27 protein-coding genes and 1 tRNA gene are annotated in these 25,698 nt (G+C 65.2%); 16 read left to right on the top strand and 12 right to left on the bottom strand.

Translation table 11 applies throughout. From position 1 onward, the window contains the following. Positions 1 to 8: 8 nt before the first annotated feature. The 7 genes from rtcA to IB255_RS27655 all read right to left on the bottom strand — a co-directional run bounded on the left by rtcA (position 9) and on the right by IB255_RS27655 (position 5,667). Positions 9 to 1,034: an RNA 3'-terminal phosphate cyclase gene (rtcA, locus tag IB255_RS27685; protein ID WP_192211141.1), complete on the bottom strand. Its 1,026-nt coding sequence runs from the start codon at positions 1,032 to 1,034 to the stop codon at positions 9 to 11. Beyond that, the gene (locus IB255_RS27680) at positions 1,031 to 1,831 is read right to left on the bottom strand and encodes a nucleotidyltransferase domain-containing protein (protein ID WP_192211140.1); all 801 of its coding nucleotides are present in this window, start codon (positions 1,829 to 1,831) and stop codon (positions 1,031 to 1,033) included. The genes rtcA and IB255_RS27680 overlap by 4 nt, the downstream gene beginning before the upstream one ends. Positions 1,832 to 1,849: 18 nt before the next feature. Then, the gene (locus tag IB255_RS27675; RefSeq protein ID WP_192211200.1) at positions 1,850 to 2,428 is read right to left on the bottom strand and encodes a hypothetical protein; all 579 of its coding nucleotides are present in this window, start codon (positions 2,426 to 2,428) and stop codon (positions 1,850 to 1,852) included. Positions 2,429 to 2,437: 9 nt separating this feature from the next. Next, positions 2,438 to 3,664, bottom strand: coding sequence for an RtcB family protein (locus tag IB255_RS27670; protein WP_081517321.1), 1,227 nt, complete (start codon positions 3,662 to 3,664; stop codon positions 2,438 to 2,440). Beyond that, a complete protein-coding gene (locus tag IB255_RS31075; RefSeq protein WP_192211139.1) occupies positions 3,661 to 4,059 on the bottom strand; it encodes a zinc-ribbon domain containing protein in 399 nt (132 codons plus the stop codon). The genes IB255_RS27670 and IB255_RS31075 overlap by 4 nt, the downstream gene beginning before the upstream one ends. Positions 4,060 to 4,090: 31 nt before the next feature. Further along, positions 4,091 to 5,233, bottom strand: coding sequence for a slipin family protein (locus tag IB255_RS27660; RefSeq protein ID WP_081517323.1), 1,143 nt, complete (start codon positions 5,231 to 5,233; stop codon positions 4,091 to 4,093). 361 nt (positions 5,234 to 5,594) lie between these two features. After that, positions 5,595 to 5,667: transfer RNA gene (locus IB255_RS27655), tRNA-OTHER, on the bottom strand. A gap of 284 nt (positions 5,668 to 5,951) precedes the next feature. Here IB255_RS27655 and rtcR point away from each other — a divergent pair. From rtcR to IB255_RS27635, 4 genes are read left to right on the top strand one after another with little or no spacing between them, the layout of a single operon-like run. Next, positions 5,952 to 7,565 (top strand): RNA repair transcriptional activator RtcR, encoded by a 1,614-nt coding sequence (rtcR, locus tag IB255_RS27650; RefSeq protein WP_151189392.1) that lies wholly within the window; start codon positions 5,952 to 5,954, stop codon positions 7,563 to 7,565. 35 nt (positions 7,566 to 7,600) lie between these two features. Further along, positions 7,601 to 8,170 carry an NADAR family protein gene (locus IB255_RS27645; RefSeq protein ID WP_192211138.1) on the top strand — a complete coding sequence of 190 codons (570 nt, stop codon included), beginning with the start codon at positions 7,601 to 7,603 and terminating at the stop codon, positions 8,168 to 8,170. Next, positions 8,163 to 9,119, top strand: a complete 957-nt coding sequence (locus IB255_RS27640; RefSeq protein WP_192211137.1) for an SMI1/KNR4 family protein — start codon at positions 8,163 to 8,165, stop codon at positions 9,117 to 9,119. Before IB255_RS27645 ends, IB255_RS27640 begins: the two co-directional genes overlap by 8 nt. Next, positions 9,116 to 10,171 (top strand): hypothetical protein, encoded by a 1,056-nt coding sequence (locus tag IB255_RS27635; protein ID WP_192211136.1) that lies wholly within the window; start codon positions 9,116 to 9,118, stop codon positions 10,169 to 10,171. The genes IB255_RS27640 and IB255_RS27635 overlap by 4 nt, the downstream gene beginning before the upstream one ends. 47 nt (positions 10,172 to 10,218) lie before the next feature. Here the strand turns inward: IB255_RS27635 and IB255_RS27630 are convergent, their stop codons facing one another. Both IB255_RS27630 and IB255_RS27625 read right to left on the bottom strand, forming a co-directional pair. Next, complete coding sequence (locus IB255_RS27630; RefSeq protein ID WP_192211135.1) at positions 10,219 to 12,084, bottom strand: DUF4105 domain-containing protein; 1,866 nt, start codon at positions 12,082 to 12,084, stop codon at positions 10,219 to 10,221. Positions 12,085 to 12,145: 61 nt separating this feature from the next. Continuing rightward, positions 12,146 to 12,634 carry a DUF3015 domain-containing protein gene (locus tag IB255_RS27625; RefSeq protein WP_038803701.1) on the bottom strand — a complete coding sequence of 163 codons (489 nt, stop codon included), beginning with the start codon at positions 12,632 to 12,634 and terminating at the stop codon, positions 12,146 to 12,148. 231 nt (positions 12,635 to 12,865) lie between these two features. On the opposite strand from IB255_RS27625, the gene IB255_RS27620 reads away from it, so the two are divergent. The 6 genes from IB255_RS27620 (at position 12,866) to IB255_RS27595 (ending at position 18,103) form a co-directional block, all read left to right on the top strand. Continuing rightward, on the top strand, positions 12,866 to 13,189 hold the full coding sequence (locus IB255_RS27620; RefSeq protein ID WP_045217219.1) for a TraR/DksA family transcriptional regulator: 324 nt from the start codon (positions 12,866 to 12,868) through the stop codon (positions 13,187 to 13,189). 96 nt (positions 13,190 to 13,285) lie between these two features. Continuing rightward, the gene (locus IB255_RS27615) at positions 13,286 to 15,793 is read left to right on the top strand and encodes a Lon protease family protein (RefSeq protein ID WP_081517329.1); all 2,508 of its coding nucleotides are present in this window, start codon (positions 13,286 to 13,288) and stop codon (positions 15,791 to 15,793) included. Positions 15,794 to 15,939: 146 nt separating this feature from the next. Next, positions 15,940 to 16,281, top strand: coding sequence for a hypothetical protein (locus tag IB255_RS27610; RefSeq protein ID WP_081517330.1), 342 nt, complete (start codon positions 15,940 to 15,942; stop codon positions 16,279 to 16,281). Positions 16,282 to 16,466: 185 nt separating this feature from the next. Continuing rightward, complete coding sequence (locus tag IB255_RS27605) at positions 16,467 to 16,961, top strand: TIGR00645 family protein (RefSeq protein WP_017521628.1); 495 nt, start codon at positions 16,467 to 16,469, stop codon at positions 16,959 to 16,961. 126 nt (positions 16,962 to 17,087) lie between these two features. Then, the gene (locus IB255_RS27600; RefSeq protein ID WP_045217224.1) at positions 17,088 to 17,384 is read left to right on the top strand and encodes a DUF6482 family protein; all 297 of its coding nucleotides are present in this window, start codon (positions 17,088 to 17,090) and stop codon (positions 17,382 to 17,384) included. A 101-nt stretch (positions 17,385 to 17,485) separates the two neighbouring features. Beyond that, entirely contained in the window at positions 17,486 to 18,103 is a 618-nt protein-coding gene (locus IB255_RS27595; RefSeq protein ID WP_045217227.1) for an FKBP-type peptidyl-prolyl cis-trans isomerase, read from the top strand. A 133-nt stretch (positions 18,104 to 18,236) separates the two neighbouring features. On the opposite strand, the gene IB255_RS27590 is transcribed toward IB255_RS27595, so the two are convergent. After that, positions 18,237 to 18,461 (bottom strand): hypothetical protein, encoded by a 225-nt coding sequence (locus tag IB255_RS27590; RefSeq protein WP_045217230.1) that lies wholly within the window; start codon positions 18,459 to 18,461, stop codon positions 18,237 to 18,239. Positions 18,462 to 18,631: 170 nt separating this feature from the next. Next, entirely contained in the window at positions 18,632 to 19,600 is a 969-nt protein-coding gene (locus IB255_RS27585) for a polyprenyl synthetase family protein (protein WP_081517332.1), read from the bottom strand. A gap of 241 nt (positions 19,601 to 19,841) precedes the next feature. On the opposite strand from IB255_RS27585, the gene rplU reads away from it, so the two are divergent. The 5 genes from rplU to IB255_RS27560 all read left to right on the top strand — a co-directional run bounded on the left by rplU (position 19,842) and on the right by IB255_RS27560 (position 23,478). Beyond that, a complete protein-coding gene (gene rplU / locus IB255_RS27580) occupies positions 19,842 to 20,153 on the top strand; it encodes a 50S ribosomal protein L21 (protein WP_015475683.1) in 312 nt (103 codons plus the stop codon). 41 nt (positions 20,154 to 20,194) lie between these two features. After that, entirely contained in the window at positions 20,195 to 20,452 is a 258-nt protein-coding gene (gene rpmA, locus IB255_RS27575; protein ID WP_017521622.1) for a 50S ribosomal protein L27, read from the top strand. 158 nt (positions 20,453 to 20,610) lie between these two features. Continuing rightward, complete coding sequence (gene cgtA / locus IB255_RS27570; RefSeq protein ID WP_081517333.1) at positions 20,611 to 21,831, top strand: Obg family GTPase CgtA; 1,221 nt, start codon at positions 20,611 to 20,613, stop codon at positions 21,829 to 21,831. Positions 21,832 to 21,892: 61 nt separating this feature from the next. Beyond that, positions 21,893 to 23,011 (top strand): glutamate 5-kinase, encoded by a 1,119-nt coding sequence (gene proB / locus IB255_RS27565; protein ID WP_081517334.1) that lies wholly within the window; start codon positions 21,893 to 21,895, stop codon positions 23,009 to 23,011. An 11-nt stretch (positions 23,012 to 23,022) separates the two neighbouring features. Next, positions 23,023 to 23,478: a CreA family protein gene (locus IB255_RS27560; protein ID WP_081517335.1), complete on the top strand. Its 456-nt coding sequence runs from the start codon at positions 23,023 to 23,025 to the stop codon at positions 23,476 to 23,478. Positions 23,479 to 23,608: 130 nt separating this feature from the next. Here IB255_RS27560 and rpsT read toward each other — a convergent pair whose 3' ends face one another. Then, positions 23,609 to 23,878: a 30S ribosomal protein S20 gene (gene rpsT / locus IB255_RS27555; protein ID WP_009617555.1), complete on the bottom strand. Its 270-nt coding sequence runs from the start codon at positions 23,876 to 23,878 to the stop codon at positions 23,609 to 23,611. 253 nt (positions 23,879 to 24,131) lie between these two features. On the opposite strand from rpsT, the gene murJ reads away from it, so the two are divergent. After that, a complete protein-coding gene (gene murJ, locus IB255_RS27550; RefSeq protein WP_081517336.1) occupies positions 24,132 to 25,670 on the top strand; it encodes a murein biosynthesis integral membrane protein MurJ in 1,539 nt (512 codons plus the stop codon). The last annotated feature ends 28 nt before the right edge of the window (positions 25,671 to 25,698 follow it).

Genomic DNA, 25,698 nt, shown 5'->3' with positions numbered 1-25,698 from the left:
GGAAAGCGTCAAGCCGGTGTGATGTGGATGTGCTGGCCAGCTGCCTGCCCTGCCGTGCAGTCGATCCGCACCGGCAGGAAGGCTTCGATCACCGCGCGGTTGCTCAAGAGATGATCGCTCGCAACCGGCGTGCTGAAGCTGCCGCCGCCGGCCAGCGCCATGGGCAGCAACAACTGGTCGGCGAGGTGTTCCTCGACGCTGGTGCCGCTGCGGCGCCAGTCATCGGCCTGGCGCAACGCCTGGCTGGCGACACGCTCGGCGCTGACCCCGGACTGGCCGAAGGCGCAGAACACCAGGGTGAGCTGCTCGCATTCGACTTCCAGCAGCAGGGCGTTGCCCGGGCCCCGGTCTTCCGGCAGGCGGACGACCTGTGCGGAGGCTGCGTGCCAGTCCTGATGCCGCTTCACCTTCTCCAGTTCGCGTTCCGCCACATGGCCGGGAACGGCCGCCAGCAGGGCGCGGGCCGAGCGCGAAAGTACGGCACCGGGCTGCGGCAGATGCAGCGGCTGCAACTCGCCGGGCTTCACCTGTACCCGCAATTCGCCGCCGCCGGCGGGCATGAAGCCATGGCGCAGCAACTCGAAGGCCACCGTCGCACCCATGCGCCGCAGCAACGGCAGCCAGCTGCGCTCGATGAAGTCCGCCGGCGGCGCCAGCGGGTTGTGCGTACCACCGCTGATCGCCAGGCTGCTCGGCCCATCGGCGAACAGCAGGGCTGGCAGCAGCGTCTGCAATACCAGCACGGCGCTGCCCGCGCTGCCGATGGCGAAGCGGTAGTCGCCGCCGCGAATCGTGCCGGGGCGGAAGGTCAGGCTGCGCGAGCCCAGCTCGTCGCCTTCCACCACCGCGCCGCAGATTTCCGCCGCCGCGCGCACGGCCGTCAGGTGCTGGCGCAGCAGCCCCGGCCGCGAGCGGCGTCCACGGATGTTGACGATGCGCAGGGCCTTGCCGGTGATCATCGACAGGCTCAGCGCGCTGCGCAGAATCTGCCCGCCGCCTTCGGCGCCGTCGAGTTCGATCAGGTGCTTGTTCATCTCGCGTGCTTCCTTACCTGTTCGCGCAGGAAACGGTCCAGGCGCTCCGGCTCGTGGCAGCCGCCACGGGGTGCGCCGAGGGCTTCCGCGCGTTGCAGCTGTTCCTCGATCAGCCGGTGCAGGGCCGGGCGCGCCGGGCCATATTCGGCCTCGACCGCCTGGCGCTTGAGCACCAGCAGTTCCTCGACTTCGGCGCGCTGCGCCGCGTCGTCGAGGGTCGCTTCCATCAGTGTCTCGAAGACCATCGGCGGCATACCGAGGCCCTGGTCGATCCAGCGCACCGCCAGCAGCGGGCGCAGCACATAGAGGTACTTCTTGTAGCGAACCTCTTCGCCCTGCAGATAGCCACGGAAGTTCTTCTTCGCCATCGAGAGGTAGTGCGCCCGTGCTGCGGCGGGTGAGTAGAAATCCTGCGCCAGTTGACGCAGGCCCTCGGTCGCTGCTGCTTCGCTGCGGTACACCAGCGGCGAGTCCAGCCACTCCAGCAACGTCGGGTTGGACTTGCGCAGCAGCCGCAGCGTCTTGCGCAGCTCCCAGCCGCTGAGATCCAGTTCGTCGGTCAGCGGGCGCTCCAGCACGTCGCGCGGCTCTTCCACGCGCAGGTACCAGTCCGGCTGGTGCACGTAGACGAAGCGCACGTCGTAGTCGCTGTCCGGCGAGGCGAAGCCCCAGGCGCGGCTGCCGGATTCGCATGCGTAGAGCACGGTCACGCCGCGCTCCTGTTCCAGTCTTGCCAGTTCTTCCAGCACCCTTTCGCGCATGGCGGCGGGGAGCGGGTGTCGTTCGTCCCTGTTCATGGGGTATTCCTTGTTCTTTCAGTCCGTCGCGCTGGCGGCCAGCGCGGACAATGTTCGTCGTCGCGGGTTGTACAGGGTGAGGCACCAGATGCCCCACCATTCCTTGCCGTCATCGAAGTAGCAGCTCCAGTTGCTGCGATGCGGTTCGGCGTCGCCGTCGCCAACCCAGTCGAGCACCTGCAGGCCTTCGTCCGGATACAGCCGCAGTGCCTGCAGCCATTCGCGGAAGTCCGCGACCTGCAGCTGTGTGCCGTAGGGCGGATCGCGGAAGGCGCGGCACAGCGGACCGTCGTCGCGGTTCAGCTCGCGTATTTCCTCGATGCCGAGTGCCTGTGGGCGGGCCCGCGCCAGGTCCGGCGTCAGGTCCGCCCATTCATGGTTGGCGTATTGCGGGTGGCGGGCGATGACGTCCGCCTGCCAGTTGCGCGCGCGTTCCTGGATGGACTCGAACAGCAGCTGCAACGCCAGGCGATGTTCCGCTTCGCCGGGCGTGGCGGTTGGGTCGAGTGTCAGCACACGGAAGTCGAAGACGCAGCGCTCCTGTTCCAGGCGGCTGCGCAGTTCCTGCATGTGCTGGTTTTCCATGGGTTGCAGCATGTCCTCACCTCATCCTTTCACGCAGACCACCTGGCGCAGGGTATGCAGCACTTCCACCAGCTCGCGCTGGGCGTCCATCACGGCGTCGATGTCCTTGTAGGCCATCGGGATCTCGTCGATCACGTCGGCGTCCTTGCGGCATTCGACGTGGGCGGTGGCGCGCACCTGGTCCTCGACGCTGAACAGCTTCTTCGCCTTGGTGCGGCTCATGGTCCGCCCGGCGCCGTGGCTGCACGAGCAGAACGCCTCTTCGTTGCCCAGGCCGCGGACGATGAAGCTCTTGGCGCCCATCGATCCCGGAATGATGCCGAGCTGGCCTTTCTGCGCAGACACCGCGCCTTTGCGCGTCACCAGTACCTCTTCGCCGAAGTGGCGTTCCTTCTGCACGTAGTTGTGGTGGCAGTTCACCGCTTCCAGGCTCGCCTCGAACGGCTTGCGGATGATCTGCCGCGCGGCGGCGATCACCGATTGCATCATCAGCTCGCGGTTCTGCCGGGCGAAGTCCTGGGCCCAACCCACGGCTTCCACGTAGTCATCGAAGTGCTGGCTGCCTTCCTCGAAGTAGGCCAGGTCACGGTCCGGCAGGTTGGCGATGTGCTGGCGCATATCCGCCTGGGCCAGTTCGATGAACAGGTTGCCGATGGCGTTACCCACGCCGCGCGAGCCGCTGTGCAGCATGAACCAGACGCGGTCCGCTTCGTCGAGGCAGACCTCGATGAAGTGGTTGCCGGTACCGAGGGTTCCCAGGTGCTTGCGGTTGTTGGTTTTCTCCAGTTTCGGGTGCTTGTCGGTAATCACCTTGAAGCGGCCGGCCAGTGCACGCCAAGCGTCGTCGGCATGATCGGGCACGTTTTCCCAGGCGCCCTTGTCGCGGCCTGCCCGGGTGTTGCTGCGACCGTGGGGCACGGCCTTCTCGATGGCGGTGCGCAGGCCGTGCAGGTTATCCGGCAGGTCCGCGGCGACCAGCGAGGTGCGTGCGGCGATCATGCCGCAGCCGATATCCACACCCACGGCCGCCGGGATGATGGCGCCCCTGGTGGGAATCACGCTGCCGATGGTCGACCCCTTGCCCAGGTGCACGTCCGGCATCACGGCCAGGTGCTTGAAGATGAAGGGCATCTTCGCGGTGTTCATCAGTTGCTGCCTGGCGTCGTCTTCCACCGGCACGCCCTGGGTCCAGAGCTTGATCGGTTTGCCGTTGGCGACTTCCAGCAGTTGGAAGGTCTTGGTGCTCATGTTTCGACTCTCTTCATTTGCTTGGCGAGCTGGCCGGTAGCGGGTTGTGCCCGGCCATCGCGAATTCGTTTGTTCAATCGACAGGCGCGGCAGCGTATCGCCGTGGAAAACACCTGTCCCTTACAGTCTTCGTACCACCACTTCTGCTGGGCGGCGGTCCAGGTCTGCTCGGCGCCGCAGTCATGGCAGGTGAAATCCCGGTCCTCGTACCAGCCACGGCGCACGAACAACGGGTCGCTGTAGCTGTTGTAAGGCGCCAGGTTCGAGCGGTTGACCGGGACGCTGCCGGGCGGAGCGACCTGGCCCGAAGGATGCCAGGCTGGCGCGGCCTTCTTCGCCTTGCGTTGCTCGCGCGCCTGGCGGATTTCCCGGCGGCGTTGCTTGTTGCTCTTCACGGTGCCGACTCCTGCGCTGGGCAGGCCTTTGTCAGGCCTGCTTCAGCGTTACCAGTCCATTCAATACCTGATCCAGGCCGCCGAATACCGAGATGCGGTCGATTCGTTCGGCTACCCGCTCCAGGGTTTCCAGTTCCTTCAGGCGCAGGGCGGTGGGGTTGTCCTCCATCACCTTGGCTGTGTTCAGCAGCGAGCGGGTCGCCGAGGTTTCCTCGCGGCGACGGATCACGTTCGCCTGCGCCGCCTTCTCCGCCTCCACCACCTGGGCCAGCAGGGTCTTCATCTCGCCCGGCAGGATGATGTCGCGCACGCCCAGGCCGCTGACCTCGATGCCGGTGCCCGGCAGTCGCTCCTTCAGGTAGGCGCTGACCGAGTCGTCGATGAGCTGCTTGTTTTCCAGCAACTCATCCAGCGAGCGGGTGCCCACCGCCGCGCGCAGGCCGAATTGCAGCTCGCGGTAGAGGTGTTCCAGCGGCTTGGACAGGCTGGAAAACGCTGTCAGCACGTCGCTGTAACGCCAGTTGGCGGCCAGGTTCAGGCGCAGGCTCACCTTGTCGCGGGTGAGGATTTCCTGGCCGCTGACTTCCAGCGCCTGGATCCGCGTATCGATCAGCTCCACGCTGACCTGGCGGTTGTAGCGCCAGAAACCGTACTGGCCTGCCGGCAGCAACTCGACCACCGCGCCGTCGACCTTCAGCACGCCGACCTGGTAAGCCGGTACCAGGGTCACCAGCAGCGCCTCGACGCCGACCACGCTGCGACCGCGCAGGTTGCCCTGCATCTGCTGCAACAGCGCCGGAGCCACGCGGTACTCCTGGCTCAGGTCGATGCGCTCCAGGCGCTGTTCGGTCTGGCCTTTCCAGTACAGCCGGCGGCTGCCGGGCGCGAGGATCTCCGCCAGCACGCCGTCCTCGAAGCGCAGGCCGGCCTCGTTCTCGGCCAGGTCCATGCGGGTGAAGTAGCGTTCGACCAGCGCCGCTTCGGACTGGCGCAGGTAGCCAGCCAGGCGGTGTTCGAACAGCGGGGTGTTCAGGCTGAAGGTTTCCACGCTCAGGCGGTTGTACAGGTCCAGATGGCGGTGGATGCCCGGCTCGAGGACTGCCAGGAAATCGCCCTCGGAGTACAGCAGGCCGCGTTCGTTCTTCTTCACGGTAAAGCGCTTCAGCAGTTTCATCTTTCTTCCTTCTTCTGTTGTGCGTGCTTCTGTTGTGCTGGGTGCCGGTGTCCGCCAGCCCGTCGGGTGGCGAGGCGGGGGCCTGCGAGAGCCAGGTGCTGCGGACTGCCTGTCCATTGCGTCGAATCCATCGGCCAGCACTTGCCTTGTCGCGGGCCCGGTCCTCGTACCGGGCGGGCCGGCGGTGGCTTCGGGTCCCTGGCGTGTCCGGCCTTCCTGGCCTCTTTGCGCCTCTCCCGTCGCCCACCGGCGGGGTGTTGCCTTCATGAGTAGCTGCCTTAACAGGGCAGTGTTCGAGCGGGAGTCGAACCCGCGACAGGCCATTTCGTGGATGGCTGCTCTACCGGACTGAGCTATCGAACGGCGCGGGCAGGATTCGAACCTGCGACGGCTCCAGCGAAGTGGAGTGCTCTACCGGGCTGAGCTACCGCGCCATCGACCGTGACTGCTGCAGCGGCATGCACGAAGCCGACACCAGGGGTGGGCTCGGGCACCGGCGGGAGTGGTAGTCCCTGCCCGTGGGCTGCATCAGCGATGCGGTCGAGGGAGATATAGCGAGGGGCGTGCCAGGTTTTTTTCGGGTGGTGTTCTTTTCTGATAACTATTTGATAAATAACAAATTAATTATTTATTTGGTGCGGGAATCCATTCTCGACGATTGGCCGGTTATGGGATTTATGGATATCCTGAGATCGTTATTTATCTTCATGGATAAAAGATGAAAGCCAAGAAAACCGTCGCCATCGGCTTCCTCGGTTCAACCCTGGATCGCGTCGGCAAGGGCGCAGCGCGCTGGCAGAAATGGCGACCCACGGTCGGCCTGTGCCAGCAGCAGGACCTGCTGGTCGACCGCCTGGAACTGATCCACGGGCTGGATGCGCGGGATATCGGGCTGGCCGAGCGCATTGCCGCCGATGTGCGGCTCGTCTCCCCGGAGACCGAGGTGCGCCTGCAGCCCATGGCGCTGCGCAACCCGTGGGACTTCGAGGAGGTCTACGGCGCGCTGCACGATTTCGTCGGCGGCTACGCCTTCGATACCGAGCACGAGGACTACCTGGTGCACATCACCACCGGGACCCACGTCGCGCAGATCTGCTGGTTCCTCCTCACCGAGGCGCGTTATCTGCCGGCGCGACTGGTGCAGGCTTCTCCGTCGCGGCGCAAGGACGAGGCGCGGCAGCCGGAAGGGACGGTCACGGTCATCGACCTCGACCTGTCGCGCTACGACCGCATCGCCACGCGCTTTCGCCGTGAACAGGAGGAAAGCCTGGCCTTCCTCAAGTCCGGCATCGCCACGCGCAACGCCGACTTCAACCGCTCCATCGAGCAGATCGAGCGGGTTGCCGGGCGCTCCCGCGCGCCGATGCTGCTGATCGGCCCGACCGGCGCCGGCAAGTCGTTCCTTGCTCGCCGCGTGTACGAACTCAAGCGCGCACGGCACCAGTTCCAGGGCCGTTTCGTCGAGGTGAACTGCGCGACCTTGCGCGGCGATGGCGCCATGTCCGCGCTGTTCGGCCACATCAAGGGCGCTTTCACCGGTGCACAGAACGCCCGCGAAGGTCTGTTGCGCGCGGCGGATGGCGGCATGCTGTTCCTCGACGAGATCGGCGAACTGGGCCTGGACGAGCAGGCCATGCTGCTCAAGGCCATCGAAGAGAAGCGCTTCTTCCCGCTGGGCTCGGACCGCGAGGTGGGCAGCGACTTCCAGCTGATCGCCGGCACCCACCGCGATCTGCGCGAACGGGTGGCCGAGGGGCTGTTCCGCGAGGACCTGTTCGCCCGCATCAACCTCTGGACCTTCGACCTGCCGGGGCTGGCCGGGCGCCGCGAAGACATCGAGCCGAACATCGATTTCGAGCTGGAACGCCACGCCCGCGAGCAGGGGCGCCTGGTGCGCTTCAACCGCGAGGCGCGCACGCGCTACCTGGCTTTCGCCAACTCGGCGCAGGCCTTGTGGAGCGGCAACTTCCGCGAGCTGTCGGCATCCATCACGCGCATGGCGACCCTGGCCGACAGCGGACGGATCGACGAGGCGCTGGTGGAGGAAGAGATCGGCCGGCTGCGCCGCTCCTGGGGCGCGACCCAGGCGCAGAGCCTGCTGGATCGCTTGCTGGGGGAGGAGGGCGCCGAGGCGCTGGACCTGTTCGACCGTCTGCAGCTGGAAGCGGTGATCGACGTCTGCCGGCAGGCGCGCAGCCTGTCCGACGCCGGTCGCCAGCTGTTCGCTGTCTCGCGCCAGGAAAAGCAGAACCCCAACGACGCCGACCGCCTGCGCAAGTACCTGGCGCGCTTCGGCCTGGATTGGTCCGGGATCACCGATGGGGTGCGCTAGAATCGGCGTTTTGCGGTAGCGGCAAGGAGCCGATCATGGAAGAACCGATGAGTGTCGAGCAGCTGTGCCGACGCATCGAGGCGGGCGAGGCGTTCAAGTACCTGTACTTCTGGGGGCATCGCCCGAAGCACTCCGTGGAAGTCGACAAGAGCTGCTTCAGCCAGTGGTTCGAAGCGGCCTTCGAGATCGACGGAGTGACCTATACCAGTGCCGAGCACTACATGATGGCCGGCAAGGCCCGACTGTTCGGTGACGAGGAGGCGCTGGCGCGGATTCTCGCGGCGCGCACGCCGGCTGAGGCCAAATCCATCGGCCGCGAGATCCTCGGCTTCGACGAGGCTGCCTGGAACGCCGAGCGCCTGGCCATCGTCACTCGCGCCAACCACGCCAAGTTCGGGCAGAACCCGGCCCTGCGCGAATTCCTGCTGGGCACGGGCGATCGGGTGCTGGTCGAGGCCAGCCCGGTGGATGCCATCTGGGGCATCGGCCTGGCGGTCGATCATCCCGACGCGGGCAACCCGGCGCGCTGGCGCGGGCTGAACCTGCTGGGTGTTGCCCTCATGAGCGCGCGCGATGTGCTGCGCCGGGAGAGTCAACATGCCTGAGCTCACGGCTGCCCAGCAGCAACTGCTGCGTGACCACCGCCTGGCCTGGTTCGCCGGGCGCATTATCCATGACGCGCAGCCGCCGATCAGCGATGCCCAACTGGCCGAGGTCGAGCAACGCCTGGGCAGCCAGCTGCCGCGTGAACTGGTCGCCCTGTGGCGCTGCAGTTTCGGTGGCCGGCTGGATTACGAGCTGTGCGTGGACTACGACGGCCACCTGCATCCTTACTCCTTCAACGAGTTGTTCTATCCGGACAGCGACGGCTACAACGACCTCTGGGGCTGGCTGGCGCACGAGCAGGAGTGCGCCGAGGAAGTCGCCGCGGAGAATGGCCAGGAGTGGGACGGCCGCGTGGGCTTCCTGCCCATCGGTGGTTTCGAGTACCTGGAGCGGATCTACGTCTGCGTCGAGCCGGAAGAGTTCGGCGCCATCTATGCCTGGAGTCGCGCCTTGCCGCCAGCCTGGCAGCTGCGTCTGCATGAGGATGCCCTGACCAGGGTGGCAGACGACCTGTATGGCCTGTTCGCGTTGCTGGGCTTCGATGAAGACCCGTTCGCCGAGGGTGCGGATGCCGGGCAGGAACTACTCGAGGCCCTGGATGAGCTGGCCACCTCGGGCGCCGAGGGCGCAGCGCTGGCGCAACAGCTGCAGGATTCGCTGCGGCCGCTGGTACGCGACTGGCGCACGGCGCTGGAGCAGGGGCGGATTGCCGGTGAGCCGGAGCTGCAACGCCTGGCGCTGACGCATGCGGTGCGCAGCGGCGATATCGCGCTGCTGGAACAGCTGCGCGACCGGGGTTGCGACCTTGGCCGGCTGCTGACCGGCGGCGGCAATGCGCCGGTGCATGCGCGGGTGATGCAGCGCGAGGCGGTGATCCGCTGGTTTGCCGAGCAAGGCGTCGCGGAGTATCAGCTCGATGACCCGGCGGCCCGTGGAGAGACTCCATGACCTGCGAAACCACTCTGCCAGAATCGCTGGTCGAGTTCCTGCGCCAGCCGGTGAGTGCACCGGAGGATCGGGTCGAGGCGCAGGATTTCGTCCGCCGCTCCGATGTCCGCGAGCTGTACCGCGACACCCTGGGCACGCCCCTTGCGGACACGATGCTTGCCCAGTGCGCGGCATTGTTTCCCGAGCTCAATCCCAACCGCGCATCGCTGCTGGCGCTGTTCTGCGGCAGTTGGGTGGAAGGTGGTGCCAGCCCGCGTATTGCTTTCGCCGCGGTGCTCGGCGCGTTGGCGCGTGCGCTGGCGATGCTGCGTCCGTACTGCGCTGACGAAGCGGTCGAGGACGACGAAGAAGCGCAGGCCGCCGCCCGGCAGGCCCGCGCGCGGCTTGATAGCCTGACGCCTTCGCAGTCGCTGCTCATCGACAGCGCGCATCCGGCGGTCGATCTGCTGGTGCTGCCGCTGATGACCATGCTGATGCGTTCGCGGGAAAATCACCGCGATTTCCTGGCCCATGGCGAGCTGCTCCGCGACATCGATGCCATGGTGAAATCCAACACCACGCTGCCCTTCGAGAATCTGCACTTCCTCGACCATGCCGCGGCGCTGACCTACGAAGACGAGCTGGTGGTCGTGCTGCCCGCGACGCGCAGTGGTCTGGTGGTGAGTGCGCAGGGCATCAATTGCAACTTCCATGCGTTCTCCCTGCTGCAGCCGCTGTTGGCTGCCCATGGTGAGCAGCTCGGGTTGCGGGTCGCGGCACCGCTCCCGGTTGCCGACGTGCCCAGGGAAGACAGCGCACAGTACCTGTGGCTGCAGGCCTTCGCCTTCGAGAAGGGCGAGCTGGTCAACAATCTGGCCTGGGCGTGGGGCGAGGCGCCGCTGCGCAGCAATAGCCGCAAGCATGGCCGCTGCGTACTGATTGCGCTGGATACCGAAGAGGGCGTGTCACGCTCCTGGTCGGGCTTTGCCGATCGGCTGCACGATGCGCATCAGCCGTCGGTGGAACTGGTGCGTTTCCTCAGTGCGGAAGAAGTGGCTGCCTATCTGGAGTGACGCCGGCGAAGGCGCGCACGGCATTGGCCGCAGCGCGCCTTCCCCGGTCAGTAGTGGTACCAGCGCAGTTCCAGCATCACTTCGTTGCGCGGACTGGCCTCATGGCTGAATTCGCGCTGGGCCGACAGGCGCAGGCCGAGGTTGCGGCCCAGTTCCACCTGCTGGCCAAAGCTCAGGGTGCGGCGCACTTCGCCGTTGTGGAAGTAGTCGCCCTTGCCCTCGAGGCTGAGGTTGCCCAGCGGGTTGCTCCACAGCACGCCGGTGTCGAAGCCCATGGCCGGGGCGATGGTGGCGGCGAAGTCCTGGTTGTTCTCGATGCGCGCGGTGCCCAGGGCATAGGCCTGCAGGTCGTCGGAGAGCTTCCAACTGCCGCCGGCGCCGCCGTTGAGGTGGCCGACCAGGGTGTCGTGGTCATTGTCGCTGTGCTTGCCGATCACTCGTTCCCAGCCGCCGGCAACCTGCCAGGACAGCGGTTTCAGCAGCTCGTTGCGCGGCGTCATGGAGCGGATGGTGACCAGGTCCAGTTGCTGCAGCTGCCAGCGGTTGCCTTCGTACTGGCGCAGCTTGAGCTGGCCGATCTCGATCTGCGCGCCGAGGGGGAAGCCGTAGGCGTTGTCGTCGAGGTCGTGGTAGGCCATGCGCAGGCCGTACTGGGCGAAAGCTTCGCCGTCGCGGCTGCCGGCGCCTACCTGCCAGGTGCGCGATTCGTGGCCGTTTTCCGGCTGGCCGGGGCGCTCCACGTCCAGCGCCGGCGGTGGGTTCTTGTTGATCGCCTTGAGCAGGTTGTAGCTGCGCGAGGCAGTGGACTGGTCGCGTTCCTGGCCGGTGGCGCGGTAGCGCACCAGGCGGAAGGCGGTGTCCTGCACCAGCGCCTGGCGGTCGGCGGGCAGGGCAGCGAACTCGGGGCTTTGCAGCTGACTGTCGTCGTCGGCGATGTGGCGGGCCAGCACCTTCTCGTCGTGGCTCAACGGTTCACCGCGGGCCAGCAGTTCGCGCTCGCGGGAGGGGCGGTAGTCCACCCGGTCGATCAGCCCGGCGTCCTTCACCGCGCGCACCGTGTCGGTGGGGATGGCGGTGATCGGGAAGTGGTCGGTGAGCTCAGTTCCGGGGCGGGCGATCTCCAGCAGCTCCAGCAGGCGGAAGGAGCAGTTCTCGTCGAAGAAGTAGTACTTGAAGCGGATCTGCTTCAGCTCCCAGACGTGCTCGACCATGCGCGCAGTTTCTTCCGGCGTCAGGTTCAGGCGGTATTCCCAGAGGTCGCGGTTCTCCAGGCGGCTGTATTCGGAGAGCTTCTCGCGGTAGGGCACCAGGGCGAACAGGCCGGGATAGCCGCCCATCAGGCCCTTCCAGGCGTAGAGGATGCTGTTGTCCATGCCCTCGATGTAGGCGCCGAAGTTGAGCGCGTAGCTGAGCAGGGCGGTGTTGTCGGAGTCGACGTCGGCCTGGTCGATGCGCAGCAGGGTGTGGCCGAACATCGAGGACGGGCTGTTCAGGTAGGCGGCCGGGAACACCAGCACGGCGCTGTGCGGGTTGATGTCCTGGTACCAGGTGGTGAATTCCTTGCACTCCACGGCCGGCAGGTCATCGAGCTGCAATTGCTGGCGCAGCCAGCGGGTGCGCGCCGGGTACACGCACTGGGCATGCTTGTCGCCGAGGCTGGCCGGGGCGTAGAGCGCCTTCACGGTGGCGGCCAGTTCCGACTGCGGATGGCGGTCTCCGTCCTTGGCGAGGAAGAACTTCGGGTCGTCGACGAAGCTGCGCCAGCCACCGAGCTTGGCGTGCTCGTAGTGACCCAGGGCCAGCCAGTAGGGCTCGTCGGCCAGGCTCTGCAGGCGTTGTGAGTCGATCGCCGGCGAAGCCAGCAGTGGGGTGCAGGCGCACAGCGCCATCCAGGGCAACAGGCGTTTGGGCATCGAGTGGGCTACTGGGAGGGAAGGGTGAGCCCGCCCTCAGGAGGCGGGCTCGCGTTGGCCATCAGGCCTGTTCGGCGTACTTGGCCAGGGTGCTGTCCTGTTTCAGGACGGCCTGGGTGTTGGCGTAGACGTCTTCGGCGGTGACGTCGGACTTGTTGAAGATCTGCGCGAAGTGCTCGTGGGTGACCTGGGCGAAGTGTGCGCGGTCCTCGGGCTTCACGCCCAGCACGACGGCGTAGGTGGTCAGCGCTTCGCCGTCACCCTTGGCCATGTCTTCGGAGAGCTCGTCCATCATGCTGCTGAGCACGATCATCGGCTTGCCGCCGTAGGTCAGCGCGCCGTTGGTGTGGCAACCGTTGGTGCCGGTGGTCATGCCGAAGGTGTTGTTGCCGCTGGTGCCGTTGGTGGTGGCTGCCAGGACGTGGGTGGCGGTGCCGCGCTGGCCCTTGAACAGCATGTTGCCCCAGCCGCAGCCGTCGCTGCCGGGGGCATCGGCGAGGGCGCTCAGGGAGGCGGTGGCGAGGAGGGTACCGAGCAGAATCCTTTTCATCGTTTTTCTCTCTTTTTGAGGTCGGGGACCGGTGAACAGTCGCTGACAGCAAAACAGCGCCTGGTCAGAGCTTTTCTCCAATGCCTTGCGAGTGTCAAGGCAACCGCTGCCGCAGCCAGTATGGCCGGTCACGGCTGAATGGGCCGGGATGACTGGCAGTTGATCGGCATCAGCGGCGGAAGTCTTGGAACCGACCACACTTGAATCAGTTCCCCTTGCGAGGAAGTAGTCATGGTCGATTTCGATCCACGGCCAGCGCTGGACCAGTTGGCGGCCGAGTATTCCAAGCGTGCCGAAGCCATCCGCCGCGACCTCGGTCGCAGCCATTCGCCGGACTTCGCCGAGCAGGCCCAGCAGCGGCAGAACGACGACGTGCTGCGCGCCTTGCTCGCCGAAGCCGACGCGGGCATGCGCCTGGTGGGCCTGGCGCGCCTGCGCCTGGCTGACGGCACCTACGGCGAGTGCGCGCGCTGCGGCGAGGCCATCGAGGAGCGCCGCCTGCGCGCGCTGCCGGCCGCCGAGCACTGCCTGCGCTGCGCCGATGCGGTGGACTGAAACTGTCACCAATACTGCCTTGCCAGTGGCGCGCGGGCGGCGCGAGAATGCGGTCGAATCTCCGCGGCCTCGCGCCGCCCGAAGCAAGGACCTCCAATGCCCGATTCCGTTGCTGCCGGCCTGCGCCTGGCGCCCGATGAACTGACCCGCCCCTTCACCCCCGAACAGTTTCCCTTCAAGACCACCGAAGAACTGGAGCCTTTCCTGGGCGTGCTCGGACAGGAGCGCGCGGTCGAGGCGCTGCAGTTCGGCGTGGCGATGCCGCGTCCGGGTTACAACGTATTCGTCATGGGCGAACCGGGAACCGGTCGCTTCTCCTTTGTGCAGCGCTATCTGAAGGCCGAGGGCAAGCGCCTGCCGACGCCGGCCGACTGGGTCTACGTCAACAATTTCGACGATTCGCGCGAGCCGCGCGTGATCGAGCTGCCGCCGGGCAGCGCTGCCGAGTTCGGCACCGATATCGACCACCTGATCGACAACCTGCTCTCCACCTTCCCCTCGGTGTTCGAGAACCCGGCCTACCAGCAGAAGAAGAGCGCCATCGACCGCGCCTTCAACCAGCGTTACGACAAGGCCCTGGACACCGTCGAGCGCCTGGCGCTGGAGAAGGAGGTCGCCCTCTACCGCGACAGCTCCAACATCGCCTTCACCCCGATGAAGGACGGCAAGGCGCTGGATGAAGCCGATTTCGCCCAGCTGCCGGAAGAGGAGCGCGAGCGCTTCCATGCCGACATCGCCGACCTGGAAGAGCACCTCAACGAGGAGCTTTCCAGCCTGCCGCAGTGGAAGCGCGAGTCGAGCAACCAGCTGCGTCAGCTCAACGAGGAAACCATCACCCTGGCGCTGCAGCCACTGCTGGCGCCGTTGGTGGAGAAGTACAACAACAACTCCGGGGTCAGTGCCTACCTGCAGGCCATGCAGCTCAACCTGCTGAAGACCGTGGTCGACCAGTTGGTGGACGCCGAGCGCACCGACCCGCAGCGCAAGCAGAGCCTGGAAGAGCAGTACGCGCCGAACCAGGCGATCGGCCACCACGCCACCAGCGGCGCACCGGTGGTGTTCGAGTCGCACCCGACCTACGACAACCTGTTCGGACGCATCGAGTACGCCTCCGACCAGGGCGCGCTCTACACCAGCTACCGCCAGCTGCGCCCCGGTGCTCTGCACCGCGCCAACGGCGGCTTCCTGGTGCTGGAGGCGGAGAAGCTGCTGAGCGAGCCGTTCGTCTGGGACGCCCTCAAGCGCGCGCTGCAGTCGCGCCAGCTGAAGATGGAATCGCCCCTGGCCGAACTCGGCCGCCTCACCGCCATGAGCCTGACGCCCCAGGTGATCCCGCTGAACATCAAGGTGATCATCATCGGCTCGCGGCAGATCTACTACACGCTGCAGGACCTCGATCCGGACTTCCAGGAGATGTTCCGCGTGCTGGTGGACTTCGACGAGGATATCCCGCTCGCCGAGGACAGCCTCGAACAGTTCGCCCAGCTGCTCAAGACCCGCACCTCGGAAGAGGGCCTGGCGCCGCTCAGCCGTGAAGCCGTGGCGCGCCTGGCGACCTACAGCGCCCGCCTGGCTGAACACCAGGGTCGCCTCTCGGCACGCATCGGCGACCTGTTCCAGCTGGTCAGCGAAGCGGACTTCATTCGCCAGCTGGCCGGTCAGGAGGTGACCGACCTGGGCCACATCGAACGTGCCCTGAAGGCCAAGGAAACCCGCACCGGCCGTGTGTCGGCGCGGATTCTCGACGACATTCTCGCCGGCATCATCCTGATCGACAGCGAAGGCGCCGCGGTGGGCAAGTGCAACGGCCTGACCGTGCTGGAAGTCGGCGACTCCGCCTTCGGCATGCCGGCGCGCATCTCCGCCACCGTCTACCCGGGCGGCAGCGGCATCGTCGACATCGAGCGCGAAGTCAACCTCGGCCAGCCGATCCACTCCAAGGGCGTGATGATCCTCACCGGCTACCTCGGCAGCCGCTACGCCCAGGAATTCCCCCTGGAGATTTCCGCGAGCATCGCCCTGGAGCAGTCCTATGGCTACGTGGACGGCGACAGCGCCTCGCTGGGCGAGGTCTGCACGCTGATCTCCGCCCTGTCGCGCACGCCGCTGCGGCAATGTTTCGCCATCACCGGTTCGATCAACCAGTTCGGCGAAGTGCAGGCGGTCGGTGGGGTCAACGAGAAGATCGAAGGCTTCTTCCGCCTCTGCGAGGCGCGTGGCCTGACCGGCGAGCAGGGGGTGATCATCCCGCGTGCCAACGTCGCCACCCTGATGCTCGACGAGCGCGTGCTGCAGGCGGTGCGCAACGGCCAGTTCCACATCTACGCCGTGCGCCAGGCCGATGAGGCGCTGAGCCTGCTGGTCGGCGAGCCTGCCGGTGCGCCGGATGCCAAGGGCCACTTCCCCAAGGGCAGCGTCAACGCCCGTGTCGTCGAGCGCCTGAAGGAAATCTCCGAGCTGGGCATGGACGAGGAAGAGAAGGAAAAACCGGCCAAGGAGCCCGCCGCCGCCAAGCCCGCCAGCAAGCCGAAGGCGGAGAAGGTGCCGGTGGAAAAGGCTCCTGTGGAGAAAGAGCGCGCCCGCAAGAAGAAGGACGTCGACTGATTGACGTCAGGACAGGGGCGCCGCTTCGGCGTCCTGTCCGCGCGTTTTACACTCCGTTGTCTGCAAGATGTCGGGATAAATCCGCGCTTTCGCGTGTCGGAACCTGGGTGTAGTCTCGAACTCAGGACAACCGCGAGGGTGCCGCCATGCCGCGTAACCTCTGCCTTATCCGCCCCTGTCTGGGGCTGACCACGCGCATCGAGTGCGAGATCAGGCCGCTGGCCGGAGAGAATGGACTCTGGACCTTGTTGTGCGCTGCCGGGATGTCCGGCGCGCAGCCCACCGCCATCAAGGCGCAGGGCCCGTTCTGCGGGCCTTTCGTGGCCGAGGGCGTGCTTGAGGCAATCTCCGACTGCCTGGCCCAGCAGGGCTACATCGTGGCGGAGGATCCCCCTATCTGGCAGTTGCACCTGCAGGGCGAACTGCGCCGCCTGAACGGCGAACGCTCACGCCATGTCGGCAACTTCCAGTTCCGCCCCGAAGGCTGACGGCCGCTTGCGCAGGCCCTGCACAATCCGCTGAAGCTCGCGGGGCGCCTGTTCGCTACGGTTCCACACCGTGGCCGTTGCCTATTTATCCACAGACATATTTATCCATAGAAAGCCGGGAAAACTCGCAAAAGCCATCCGCTATACTGCGGCCGCCCTTTCCCAAGATATTTCCTACGATCACCATGGAACGATTCGTCGAAAACTCCCTGTACGCCGCGCGCTGGCTGCTGGCGCCGATCTACATCGGCCTGTCGCTGGCCCTGCTGGCGCTGACCATCAAATTCTTCCAGGAAATCTTCCATATCCTGCCCAGCATTTTCAGCATCGCCGAGGCGGACCTGATCCTGGTGCTGCTGTCGCTGATCGACATGGCGCTGGTCGGTGGCCTGCTGGTGATGGTGATGTTCTCCGGCTACGAGAACTTCGTCTCGCAGCTGGACATCGATGAAGGCAAGGAAAAGCTCAGCTGGCTCGGCAAGATGGACGCCAGTTCGCTGAAGAACAAGGTGGCCGCCTCCATCGTGGCGATCTCCTCGATCCACCTGCTGCGCATCTTCATGGACGCCAAGAACATCGAAGACAACAAGCTGATGTGGTACGTGATCATGCACCTCACCTTCGTCCTCTCGGCCTTCGCCATGGGCTACCTGGACAAGGCCACGCGCCACGACCACTAAGGCGTTGCTGCGTCATTCCCGCCGCCCGGCCGTTGCAAAACGGACGGGCGGTTGCGTTTTCGGCTTGCGGTGAGCGCCTGCTGTACAAGACTTTTTGCGTGGATCAATCCGCAGGAGGTGCAGCACATGAATCTGCAGGAACTGACCAGCCGCTCCGTCGCCGGCGACATCGACGAAATCAACCTGGTGTCGCTGGAAGGCGATATCTACGTGCTGGAGGCACGGATGGGCGCGCGCTTCTATCCGGTCCAGGACGAGGCCGGGCATGTCATCAGCGTGCGTTCGGTCGCCCATGCGCGGGAGGTGCTCAAGGCGCTGCCCAACGTCCCGTTCCATCTGGTGCACGCGGTGGTGCATGACGAGATGTGCGGCATGGACGACGAGCGCGACATCGGCGCCGGCGTGACCATCCCGTTGCACTGAGTCTGTTGCGCGGCGCGCTGCGCGGGGCTCGCGCGGTGGGGGAGGCGGTGCATCTGTGCTAGGCTGGCGGCCCTTTTTAGAACCCCCAGCGGAGCGCCGCCATGAGCGAACTCAACCTTTCCACCGACGAAGCCCGCGTCAGCTACGGTATCGGCCGTCAGCTGGGCGACCAGCTGCGCGAGAACCCGGTTCCGGGCATGACCCTGGACGCTATCGTGGCCGGCCTGTCCGACGCCTACGCTGGCGCCGAAAGCCGCGTTCCGGGCGAAGCCCTGTCCGCCAGCTTCCAGGTGATCCGCGAGCGCATGCAGGCTGAAGCCCAGGCGAAAGCCGAAGCCGCTGCCGCCGTTGGCCGCGAGTACCTGGTGGAAAACGCCAAGCGCGAAGGCGTGACCGTCCTGCCGTCCGGCCTGCAGTACGAAGTGCTGACCACCGGCGAAGGCGCCAAGCCGTCCCGCGAAGACACCGTGCGTACCCACTACCACGGTACCCTGGTCGACGGCACCGTCTTCGACAGCTCCTACGAGCGCGGCCAGCCGGCCGAATTCCCGGTGGGCGGTGTGATCGCCGGCTGGGTCGAGGCGCTGCAACTGATGAACGCCGGCAGCAAGTGGCGCCTGCACGTGCCGAGCGAGCTGGCCTATGGTGGCCAGGCCGTTGGTAGCATCCCGCCGCACAGCGTGCTGGTGTTCGACGTCGAGCTGCTGGAAATCCTCTGATTCCCGAAGGTTCGCTGCGCAGTGCCATCCCTGGCGACTGCGCAGGAAAAGGGGCGCTCAGGCGCCCCTTTGTGCATCCGCCTCCCGGGCGGCGGAGCACCGACGGCGCTTCCTGCGCCATCGTAAAGAGCGTTCAGCGCAGCGCGCGGGCGTAACAGAACAGGAACAGGTTGCGCACCAGCTCCTTGAGCACCAGCGGTTCGCTGGTATTGAGCTCGGACAACTCCAGGCCGCCCTGTTCGCGCAGTTCATCCAGCGCTTCTTCTTCCAGCACCGCGCAGACTTCCCCGGTGTCCCGATGCAGGATGCGCAGGTAGGGGTGCGGGCGATCCAGCCAGGCGTCGATCATGTAGGTCATGGCGTGTTCCTCCGTGCAGACCGTTTAATGAGAATAATTCTTATTATCTTAATAGCAAGCCTGAATTGGAAAAATTTTTACGCAGGCGACGATCTGTTGTTCCCGGTCAAAAGACAGGCAACAAAAAGCCCGCCGCGGCGAACCGGGGCGGGCTTTGGTGAAGCGGCAGATCAGTGCGTGCGGGCGACGGCGAACTCGGCCAGTTCGATCAGCGCGGCGCGGTATTCGTTGTCCGGCAGCGCCTTCAGGCAGTCGATGGCGCGGGCAGCGTACTCGCGGGCCAGGTTGGCGGTGTAGTCCAGCGCGCCGGCGGCTTCCACGGCGGCGCGGATGCCTTCCAGGTCCTGGCTGCCGCCCTGCTGGATGGCCTTGCGCACCAGCGCAGCCTGTTCCGGGGTGCCGTCGCGCATGGTGGCGATCAGCGGCAGGGTGGGCTTGCCTTCGGCGAGGTCGTCGCCGACGTTCTTGCCCAGGCTGGCGGCGTCGCCGCGGTAGTCGAGCAGGTCGTCCACCAGCTGGAAGGCGATCCCCAGGGCGTCACCGAACAGGCGCAGCGCCTCGGATTGCTCCGGCTGGGCGTTGGCCAGCGCGGCGGCGCTGTGGGTGGAGGCTTCGAAGAGCATCGCGGTCTTGCCGCGGATGACTTCCATGTAGGTTTCTTCGGTGGTGCTGGCGTCGCGGACCTTGGACAGCTGCAGCACTTCGCCTTCGGCGATCACGCGGGTGGCCTGGGAAATGATGCGCATGACCGGCATGGAGCCCAGTTCGACCATCATTTCGAAGGAGCGCGCATAAAGGAAGTCGCCCACCAGCACGCTCGGTGCGTTGCCCCACTGGGCATTGGCGGTGGCGCGGCCGCGGCGCAGGCCGGAGGCGTCGACCACGTCGTCGTGCAGCAGGGTCGAGGTGTGCAGGAATTCGATGGTGGCGGCCAGCAGCTTCAGGTCATCGCCCGAATAGCCCAGGGCCTTGCCCGAGAGGAGCACCAGCAGCGGGCGAAGACGCTTGCCGCCGGCGGAGATGATGTAGTCGCCGATCTTTTCCACCAGGGGAACGCGGGAAGTGAGTTGGCGACGGATGATGCCGTCGACGGCGGTGAAGTCGTCCGCCACCACGCGATAGAAAGCCTGGGGTTGCATTAAAGACAGCGCTCCTCGTAGATTGCGCGGCATGCTAGGTGCCGCTGTTTGGGCTGTCAAGGCAAGGCCCCATGGGGCTTGATCCGCACCAGGGGTTTGCGTACAATCGCGGCCCCGAACTTCCCTGGCATATCCTGCCTTACGCAATTGCACGGGCGTCCTTTCCGGCCCCATGCAGCCATGCCGACCGATTCCTCTTTCTATAAAGCGTCGGGTGAGCAGGTCTAACGGAGACATCCAGATGTACGCAGTAATTGTTACTGGTGGCAAGCAATACAAAGTCACCGAAGGCGAATTCCTCAAGGTCGAGAAGCTCGACGTTGCCACCGGCGAAGCGATCAACCTGGATCGCATCCTGCTGGTCGCCAACGGCGATGACGTCAAGATCGGCCTGCCGGTGGTAGAAGGCGCGAAAGTGACCGCAGAAGTGGTTTCCCACGGTCGTCACGACAAAGTGCGCATCATCAAGTTCCGCCGCCGCAAGCACCACATGAAGCGTCAGGGCCACCGCCAGTGGTTCACTGAAATCAAAATCACCGGCATCCAGGCCTAATTCCTTTTTAGGGCTGCTTCCTGTTTTAGGAGAATTGACTCATGGCACACAAAAAAGCTGGCGGTAGTACCCGCAACGGCCGCGACTCAGAAAGCAAACGCCTTGGCGTGAAGCTGTTCGGTAGCCAGGCTGTGAAAGCAGGCAACATCATCGTGCGTCAGCGCGGTACCCAGTTCCACGCTGGCTACGGCGTTGGTATGGGCAAGGATCACACCCTGTTCGCTAAAGTCGACGGCGTGATCAAGTTCGAAGTGAAAGGCGCCTTTGGCCGTCGCTATGTAAGCGTCGTCGCTGCCTAAGCGAGCTCTCACTGAAAAAGCCCTGTCTCGCGACGGGGCTTTTTTGTTTCTGGCGTTTCCAGGCGAGGTGTGCCGGTTCGGGCGTTTGCGCGGACTTGGCTGTATCCTATGCTCCTTTTCTTATTTTCAACCCGCAGGTGCTGCGGGAGGCGTTCGCAATGAAATTCGTCGACGAAGTATCCATCCACGTGAAAGCCGGTGACGGCGGCAACGGCCTCATGAGCTTCCGCCGCGAGAAGTTCATCGAGAAAGGCGGTCCCAACGGCGGTGACGGTGGCGACGGCGGCTCGGTGTACCTCGAGGCCGACGAGAACCTGAACACCCTGGTGGACTACCGCTACACCCGTCGTTTCGACGCCCAGCGTGGCGAGAACGGCGGCAGCAAGGACTGCACTGGCGCCAAGGGTGACGATCTCGTCCTGCCCGTGCCGGTCGGTACCACTATCATCGATGCCAACACTCAGGAAATCATCGGTGACCTGACCGCTGCCGGTCAGCGCATCATGGTTGCCCAGGGCGGCTGGCACGGCCTGGGTAATACCCGCTTCAAGTCCAGCACCAACCGTGCGCCGCGCCAGACCACGCCGGGCAAGCCTGGTGATGCGCGTGACCTCAAGCTGGAGCTGAAGGTCCTGGCGGACGTCGGTCTGCTCGGTCTGCCGAACGCGGGCAAGAGCACCTTCATCCGTGCGGTGTCCGCCGCCAAGCCGAAGGTCGCCGACTATCCCTTCACCACCCTGGTGCCGAACCTGGGCGTGGTCAGCGTGGGGCGCTTCAAGAGCTTCGTGGTCGCCGACATCCCCGGCCTGATCGAGGGTGCTGCCGAAGGCGCCGGCCTGGGCATCCGCTTCCTGAAGCACCTGGCGCGTACCCGTCTGCTGCTGCACATCGTCGACATGGCGCCGCTGGATGAGAGTGATCCGGCCGATGCCGCGGAAACCATCGTCCACGAGCTGGAGAAATTCAGCCCGGCGCTGACCGAGCGTGATCGCTGGCTGGTGCTGAACAAGATGGACCAGATCCTCGAGCCTGAGGAGCAGGAGCGTCGCAAGCAGGCCGTGGTCGAGCGTCTGGGTTGGGAAGGTCCGGTCTATGTGATCTCCGCCCTGGAGCGTGAGGGCACCGAGAAGCTGAGCCAGGACATCATGAAGTACCTCGACGAGCGCACGCTGCGCATCGAGGAGGAGCCGGCCTATGGCGAAGCCTTGGCGGCCCTGGATCAGCGCATCGAAGACGAGGCTCGTGCCCGTCTGCAGGCCCTGGACGATGCTCGTGCACTGCGTCGCTCCGGTCTGAAGAATGTCGACGATGCGGATGACGATGATTTCGAGGATGACGAAGACGACGGCGACGGGCCGGAAATCTTCTACGTGCCTTGATCGGAACGGCGCCCGCCGGTCCGGATGAAACGTGTGAAGCCTGACTTCTAAGGTTGAGGGTATGCGTGAGAAGGTCACTGGCGCCAAGCGCTGGGTAGTCAAGATTGGCAGTGCGTTGCTGACCGCCGATGGTCGCGGTCTGGATCGTGATGCCATGGCGGTATGGGTCGAGCAGATGGTCGCGCTGCATTGCGCGGGCGTTGAGCTGGTTCTTGTGTCCTCGGGCGCCGTCGCGGCGGGCATGAGCCGCCTGGGTTGGGTTTCCCGACCTAGTGACATGCACGAGCTGCAGGCGGCCGCCGCGGTGGGGCAGATGGGTCTGGTCCAGGCCTGGGAGTCCAGCTTCGGCGTGCATGGCCTGCAGACCGCGCAGGTGCTGCTGACTCATGACGACCTGTCCGACCGCAAGCGCTACCTGAACGGGCGCAACACCCTGCGCACGCTGGTCGATCTCGGCGTGATCCCGGTGATCAACGAGAACGATACCGTCGTCACTGACGAGATCCGCTTCGGCGACAACGACACCCTGGCGGCGTTGGTGGCCAACCTGGTCGAGGCTGACCTGCTGGTGATCCTCACCGATCGTGACGGTATGTTCGACGCCGACCCGCGCAACAACCCCGATGCCGAGCTGATCTTCGAGGCTCGCGCTGATGATCCTGCCCTGGATGCGGTGGCTGGCGGTACCGGTGGTGCGCTGGGTCGTGGCGGTATGCAGACCAAGCTGCGCGCTGCCCGTCTGGCGGCGCGTTCCGGCGCGCACACCGTTATCGTTGGTGGTCGTATCGAGCGCGTGCTGGATCGCCTGCGTGTTGGTGAGCGGCTCGGTACGCTGCTGACTCCCGAGCAGAGCCGCAAGGCGGCGCGCAAGCAGTGGCTGGCGGGGCATCTGCAGATGCGCGGCACGCTGGTGCTGGACGATGGCGCAGTGAAGGCTCTGTCGCAGGATCACAAGAGCCTGTTGCCGGTCGGCGTGAAGGCCGTGCAGGGCAGCTTCCGTCGCGGAGAGATGGTGGTCTGTGTGGATCAGCAGGGTCGCGAAATTGCTCGCGGCCTGGCGAACTACAGCGCTCTCGAGGCGCAGAAGATCATCGGCCAGCCGACCGATGCCATCGAAGGCATGCTTGGTTATGTCGATGGTCCGGAACTGGTGCACCGCGACAACCTGGTGCTCGTCTGAGGAGATTCTTCATGCGCAAGGGATTGATGGCGGCGCTGATGCTGCTGCCGGCGCTGGCCCGGGCCGACGTGGTCGGTGAGGTGTCCACCGTCTTCAAATGGGTCGGGCCGAACGACAAGATCGTCGTCGAGGCTTTCGATGATCCGAAGGTGCAGGGTGTCAGTTGCTACCTGTCTCGCGCCAAGACGGGTGGCGTGAAGGGGGGGCTGGGGCTGGCGGAGGATCGCGCCGAGGCGTCGATCTCCTGTCGTCAGGTCGGGCCGATCCGTTTTGCCGGCGAGTTGAAGGATGGCGAGGTGGTCTTCCAGCAGCGCACTTCGCTGGTATTCAAGACCATGCAGGTGGTGCGCTTCTTCGACAAGAAGCGCAATGCGCTGGTCTATCTGGTCTACAGCGACCGGGTGATCGAAGGCAGTCCGCAGAATGCGGTGACGGCGATTCCGATCATGCCGTGGCCTGAGAAGTAAGAAAGGAAGGGGCGGGTGACCGCCCTTTCTTTTTGCCTTTGCAAAAGTGAGCTTGTGGATAACGCTGTGCTGATCAAATCGCAGGCAATAAAAAACCGGCCCTGAGGCCGGTTTTTCAAGAACGGAACGCTTACGCGGTGGCCAGGGCCTTCACGTGGGCGTTCAGGCGGCTCTTGTGACGAGCGGCCTTGTTCTTGTGGATGATGCCTTTGTCGGCCATACGGTCGATGACCGGTACAGCAGCAACCAGAGCGGCCTGGGCCTTCGGCAGGTCCTTGGCGTCGACTGCTTTGACTACGTTCTTGATGTAGGTACGAACCATGGAACGCAGGCTGGCGTTGTGGCTGCGACGCTTCTCAGCCTGTTTGGCGCGTTTTTTGGCGGAAGGTGTGTTGGCCACCGTCGAGCTCCTCGAAAAAAACTTGGGATGTTGCGAATAAATTAAGGCCGCGAATAATGCCGTTGCATCAGGGCCTTGTCAAGGGTATGCGCGGCCTCCGACGAGTGGTGCGACGGGCGCACGCTGTCCGGCGGATGGGGTGATTTATTCGCCCCGCGGCCCTACACTGCTGCGCTTCGCCTGACGGTCGAGCAATCGCTCTAGGCCAGGGCTGCACCCTGCAGGGGCGGCCATTCTACCAGTTCTGGACGCTATGAACCTACTCAAGTCGCTGGCCGCGGTCAGCTCGATGACCATGATCTCGCGGGTGCTCGGCTTCGTGCGCGACACGATCGTCGCGCGCATGTTCGGTGCCGGCATGGCGACCGACGCTTTCTTCGTCGCCTTCAAACTGCCCAACCTGCTGCGCCGCATCTTCGCCGAGGGGGCGTTCTCCCAGGCCTTCGTGCCGATCCTGGCCGAGTACAAGACCCAGCAGGGGGAGGAGGCGACCCGCACCTTCATCGCCTATGTGTCCGGCCTGCTGACCCTGATCCTGGCGCTGGTCACCGCGCTGGGCATGCTCGCCGCGCCCTGGGTGATCTGGGTGACGGCGCCCGGCTTCGTCGATTCGCCGGAGAAGTTCGAACTCACCAGTGCCCTGCTGCGGGTGACCTTCCCTTATATCCTGCTGATCTCGCTGGCCTCCCTGGCGGGGGCGATCCTCAATACCTGGAACCGCTTCTCGGTGCCGGCCTTCGTGCCGACTCTGCTGAACGTCAGCATGATCCTCTTCGCGCTGTTCCTCACGCCGTACTTCGACCCGCCGATCATGGCGCTGGGTTGGGCGGTGCTGGCCGGCGGTCTGGCACAGCTGCTCTACCAGCTGCCGCACCTGAAGAAGATCGGCATGCTGGTGCTGCCGCGCATCAACCTGCGCGATTCCGGTGTCTGGCGCGTGCTCAAGCAGATGGGCCCGGCGATCCTCGGCGTCTCGGTCAGCCAGATCTCGCTGATCATCAATACCATCTTCGCTTCCTTCCTGGTTGCCGGTTCCGTGTCCTGGATGTACTACGCGGATCGGCTGATGGAGCTGCCGTCCGGCGTGCTCGGCGTGGCGCTGGGCACCATCCTGCTGCCGTCGCTGGCCAAGACTTACGCCAGCGACGACCGCCACGAGTATTCGCGGCTGATGGACTGGGGCCTGCGCCTGTGCTTCCTGCTGGTGCTGCCGTGCTCCCTGGCGCTGGCGGTTATTGCGGAGCCGCTGACCGTCGCGCTGTTCCAGTACGGCAAGTTCAGCGCCCATGACGCCCAGATGACCCAGCATGCGCTGATCGCCTACGCGGTCGGCCTGCTCGGCATCATCCTGGTGAAGGTACTGGCACCGGGGTTCTATGCGCGGCAGAACATCAAGACGCCGGTGAAGATCGCGCTGTTTACCCTGGTGTCCACCCAATTGATGAACCTGGTGTTCATCGGCCCGCTCAAGCATGCGGGCCTGGCACTGGCGATCAGTCTGGCGGCCTGTCTGAACGCCGGCCTGCTGTTCTGGCAACTGCGCAAGCAGCAGTTGTTCGAGCCGCAGGCGGGCTGGGGCAAGTTCATCGCCAAATTAGTCGTAGCTGTACTGGTGATGTGTGCGGTGCTGATCGGCATGATGCACTTCATGCCGGCCTGGGATCAGGGCGGCATGCCGATTCGCCTGGTGCGCCTGGGCGCGCTGGTGGTGGCCGGTGTGGTCGCCTATTTCGGTATGCTGGCGATCCTTGGCTTCCGCTTGCGGGACTTCTCCCGCCGCGCGGTGCTGTAACCTTCGCCGGGCAAAGCATTGCATCGGT

Source organism: Pseudomonas sp. PDM22 (genome assembly GCF_014851965.1).
GTDB lineage: Bacteria > Pseudomonadota > Gammaproteobacteria > Pseudomonadales > Pseudomonadaceae > Pseudomonas.
This window is presented reverse-complemented; position numbering and strand designations above follow the sequence as displayed.

What these genes read in the sequence shown, in the direction of transcription:
- rtcA (WP_192211141.1), bottom strand. Translation starts at nt 1,034, where the DNA reads ATGAACAAGCACCTGATCGAACTCGACGGCGCCGAAGGCGGCGGGCAG.
- IB255_RS27680 (WP_192211140.1), bottom strand. Translation starts at nt 1,831, where the DNA reads ATGAACAGGGACGAACGACACCCGCTCCCCGCCGCCATGCGCGAAAGG.
- IB255_RS27675 (WP_192211200.1), bottom strand. Translation starts at nt 2,428, where the DNA reads ATGCTGCAACCCATGGAAAACCAGCACATGCAGGAACTGCGCAGCCGC.
- IB255_RS27670 (WP_081517321.1), bottom strand. Translation starts at nt 3,664, where the DNA reads ATGAGCACCAAGACCTTCCAACTGCTGGAAGTCGCCAACGGCAAACCG.
- IB255_RS27660 (WP_081517323.1), bottom strand. Translation starts at nt 5,233, where the DNA reads ATGAAACTGCTGAAGCGCTTTACCGTGAAGAAGAACGAACGCGGCCTG.
- rtcR (WP_151189392.1), top strand. Translation starts at nt 5,952, where the DNA reads ATGAAAGCCAAGAAAACCGTCGCCATCGGCTTCCTCGGTTCAACCCTG.
- IB255_RS27645 (WP_192211138.1), top strand. Translation starts at nt 7,601, where the DNA reads ATGGAAGAACCGATGAGTGTCGAGCAGCTGTGCCGACGCATCGAGGCG.
- IB255_RS27640 (WP_192211137.1), top strand. Translation starts at nt 8,163, where the DNA reads ATGCCTGAGCTCACGGCTGCCCAGCAGCAACTGCTGCGTGACCACCGC.
- IB255_RS27635 (WP_192211136.1), top strand. Translation starts at nt 9,116, where the DNA reads ATGACCTGCGAAACCACTCTGCCAGAATCGCTGGTCGAGTTCCTGCGC.
- IB255_RS27630 (WP_192211135.1), bottom strand. Translation starts at nt 12,084, where the DNA reads ATGCCCAAACGCCTGTTGCCCTGGATGGCGCTGTGCGCCTGCACCCCA.
- IB255_RS27625 (WP_038803701.1), bottom strand. Translation starts at nt 12,634, where the DNA reads ATGAAAAGGATTCTGCTCGGTACCCTCCTCGCCACCGCCTCCCTGAGC.
- IB255_RS27620 (WP_045217219.1), top strand. Translation starts at nt 12,866, where the DNA reads ATGGTCGATTTCGATCCACGGCCAGCGCTGGACCAGTTGGCGGCCGAG.
- IB255_RS27615 (WP_081517329.1), top strand. Translation starts at nt 13,286, where the DNA reads ATGCCCGATTCCGTTGCTGCCGGCCTGCGCCTGGCGCCCGATGAACTG.
- IB255_RS27610 (WP_081517330.1), top strand. Translation starts at nt 15,940, where the DNA reads ATGCCGCGTAACCTCTGCCTTATCCGCCCCTGTCTGGGGCTGACCACG.
- IB255_RS27605 (WP_017521628.1), top strand. Translation starts at nt 16,467, where the DNA reads ATGGAACGATTCGTCGAAAACTCCCTGTACGCCGCGCGCTGGCTGCTG.
- IB255_RS27600 (WP_045217224.1), top strand. Translation starts at nt 17,088, where the DNA reads ATGAATCTGCAGGAACTGACCAGCCGCTCCGTCGCCGGCGACATCGAC.
- IB255_RS27595 (WP_045217227.1), top strand. Translation starts at nt 17,486, where the DNA reads ATGAGCGAACTCAACCTTTCCACCGACGAAGCCCGCGTCAGCTACGGT.
- IB255_RS27590 (WP_045217230.1), bottom strand. Translation starts at nt 18,461, where the DNA reads ATGACCTACATGATCGACGCCTGGCTGGATCGCCCGCACCCCTACCTG.
- IB255_RS27585 (WP_081517332.1), bottom strand. Translation starts at nt 19,600, where the DNA reads ATGCAACCCCAGGCTTTCTATCGCGTGGTGGCGGACGACTTCACCGCC.
- rplU (WP_015475683.1), top strand. Translation starts at nt 19,842, where the DNA reads ATGTACGCAGTAATTGTTACTGGTGGCAAGCAATACAAAGTCACCGAA.
- rpmA (WP_017521622.1), top strand. Translation starts at nt 20,195, where the DNA reads ATGGCACACAAAAAAGCTGGCGGTAGTACCCGCAACGGCCGCGACTCA.
- cgtA (WP_081517333.1), top strand. Translation starts at nt 20,611, where the DNA reads ATGAAATTCGTCGACGAAGTATCCATCCACGTGAAAGCCGGTGACGGC.
- proB (WP_081517334.1), top strand. Translation starts at nt 21,893, where the DNA reads ATGCGTGAGAAGGTCACTGGCGCCAAGCGCTGGGTAGTCAAGATTGGC.
- IB255_RS27560 (WP_081517335.1), top strand. Translation starts at nt 23,023, where the DNA reads ATGCGCAAGGGATTGATGGCGGCGCTGATGCTGCTGCCGGCGCTGGCC.
- murJ (WP_081517336.1), top strand. Translation starts at nt 24,132, where the DNA reads ATGAACCTACTCAAGTCGCTGGCCGCGGTCAGCTCGATGACCATGATC.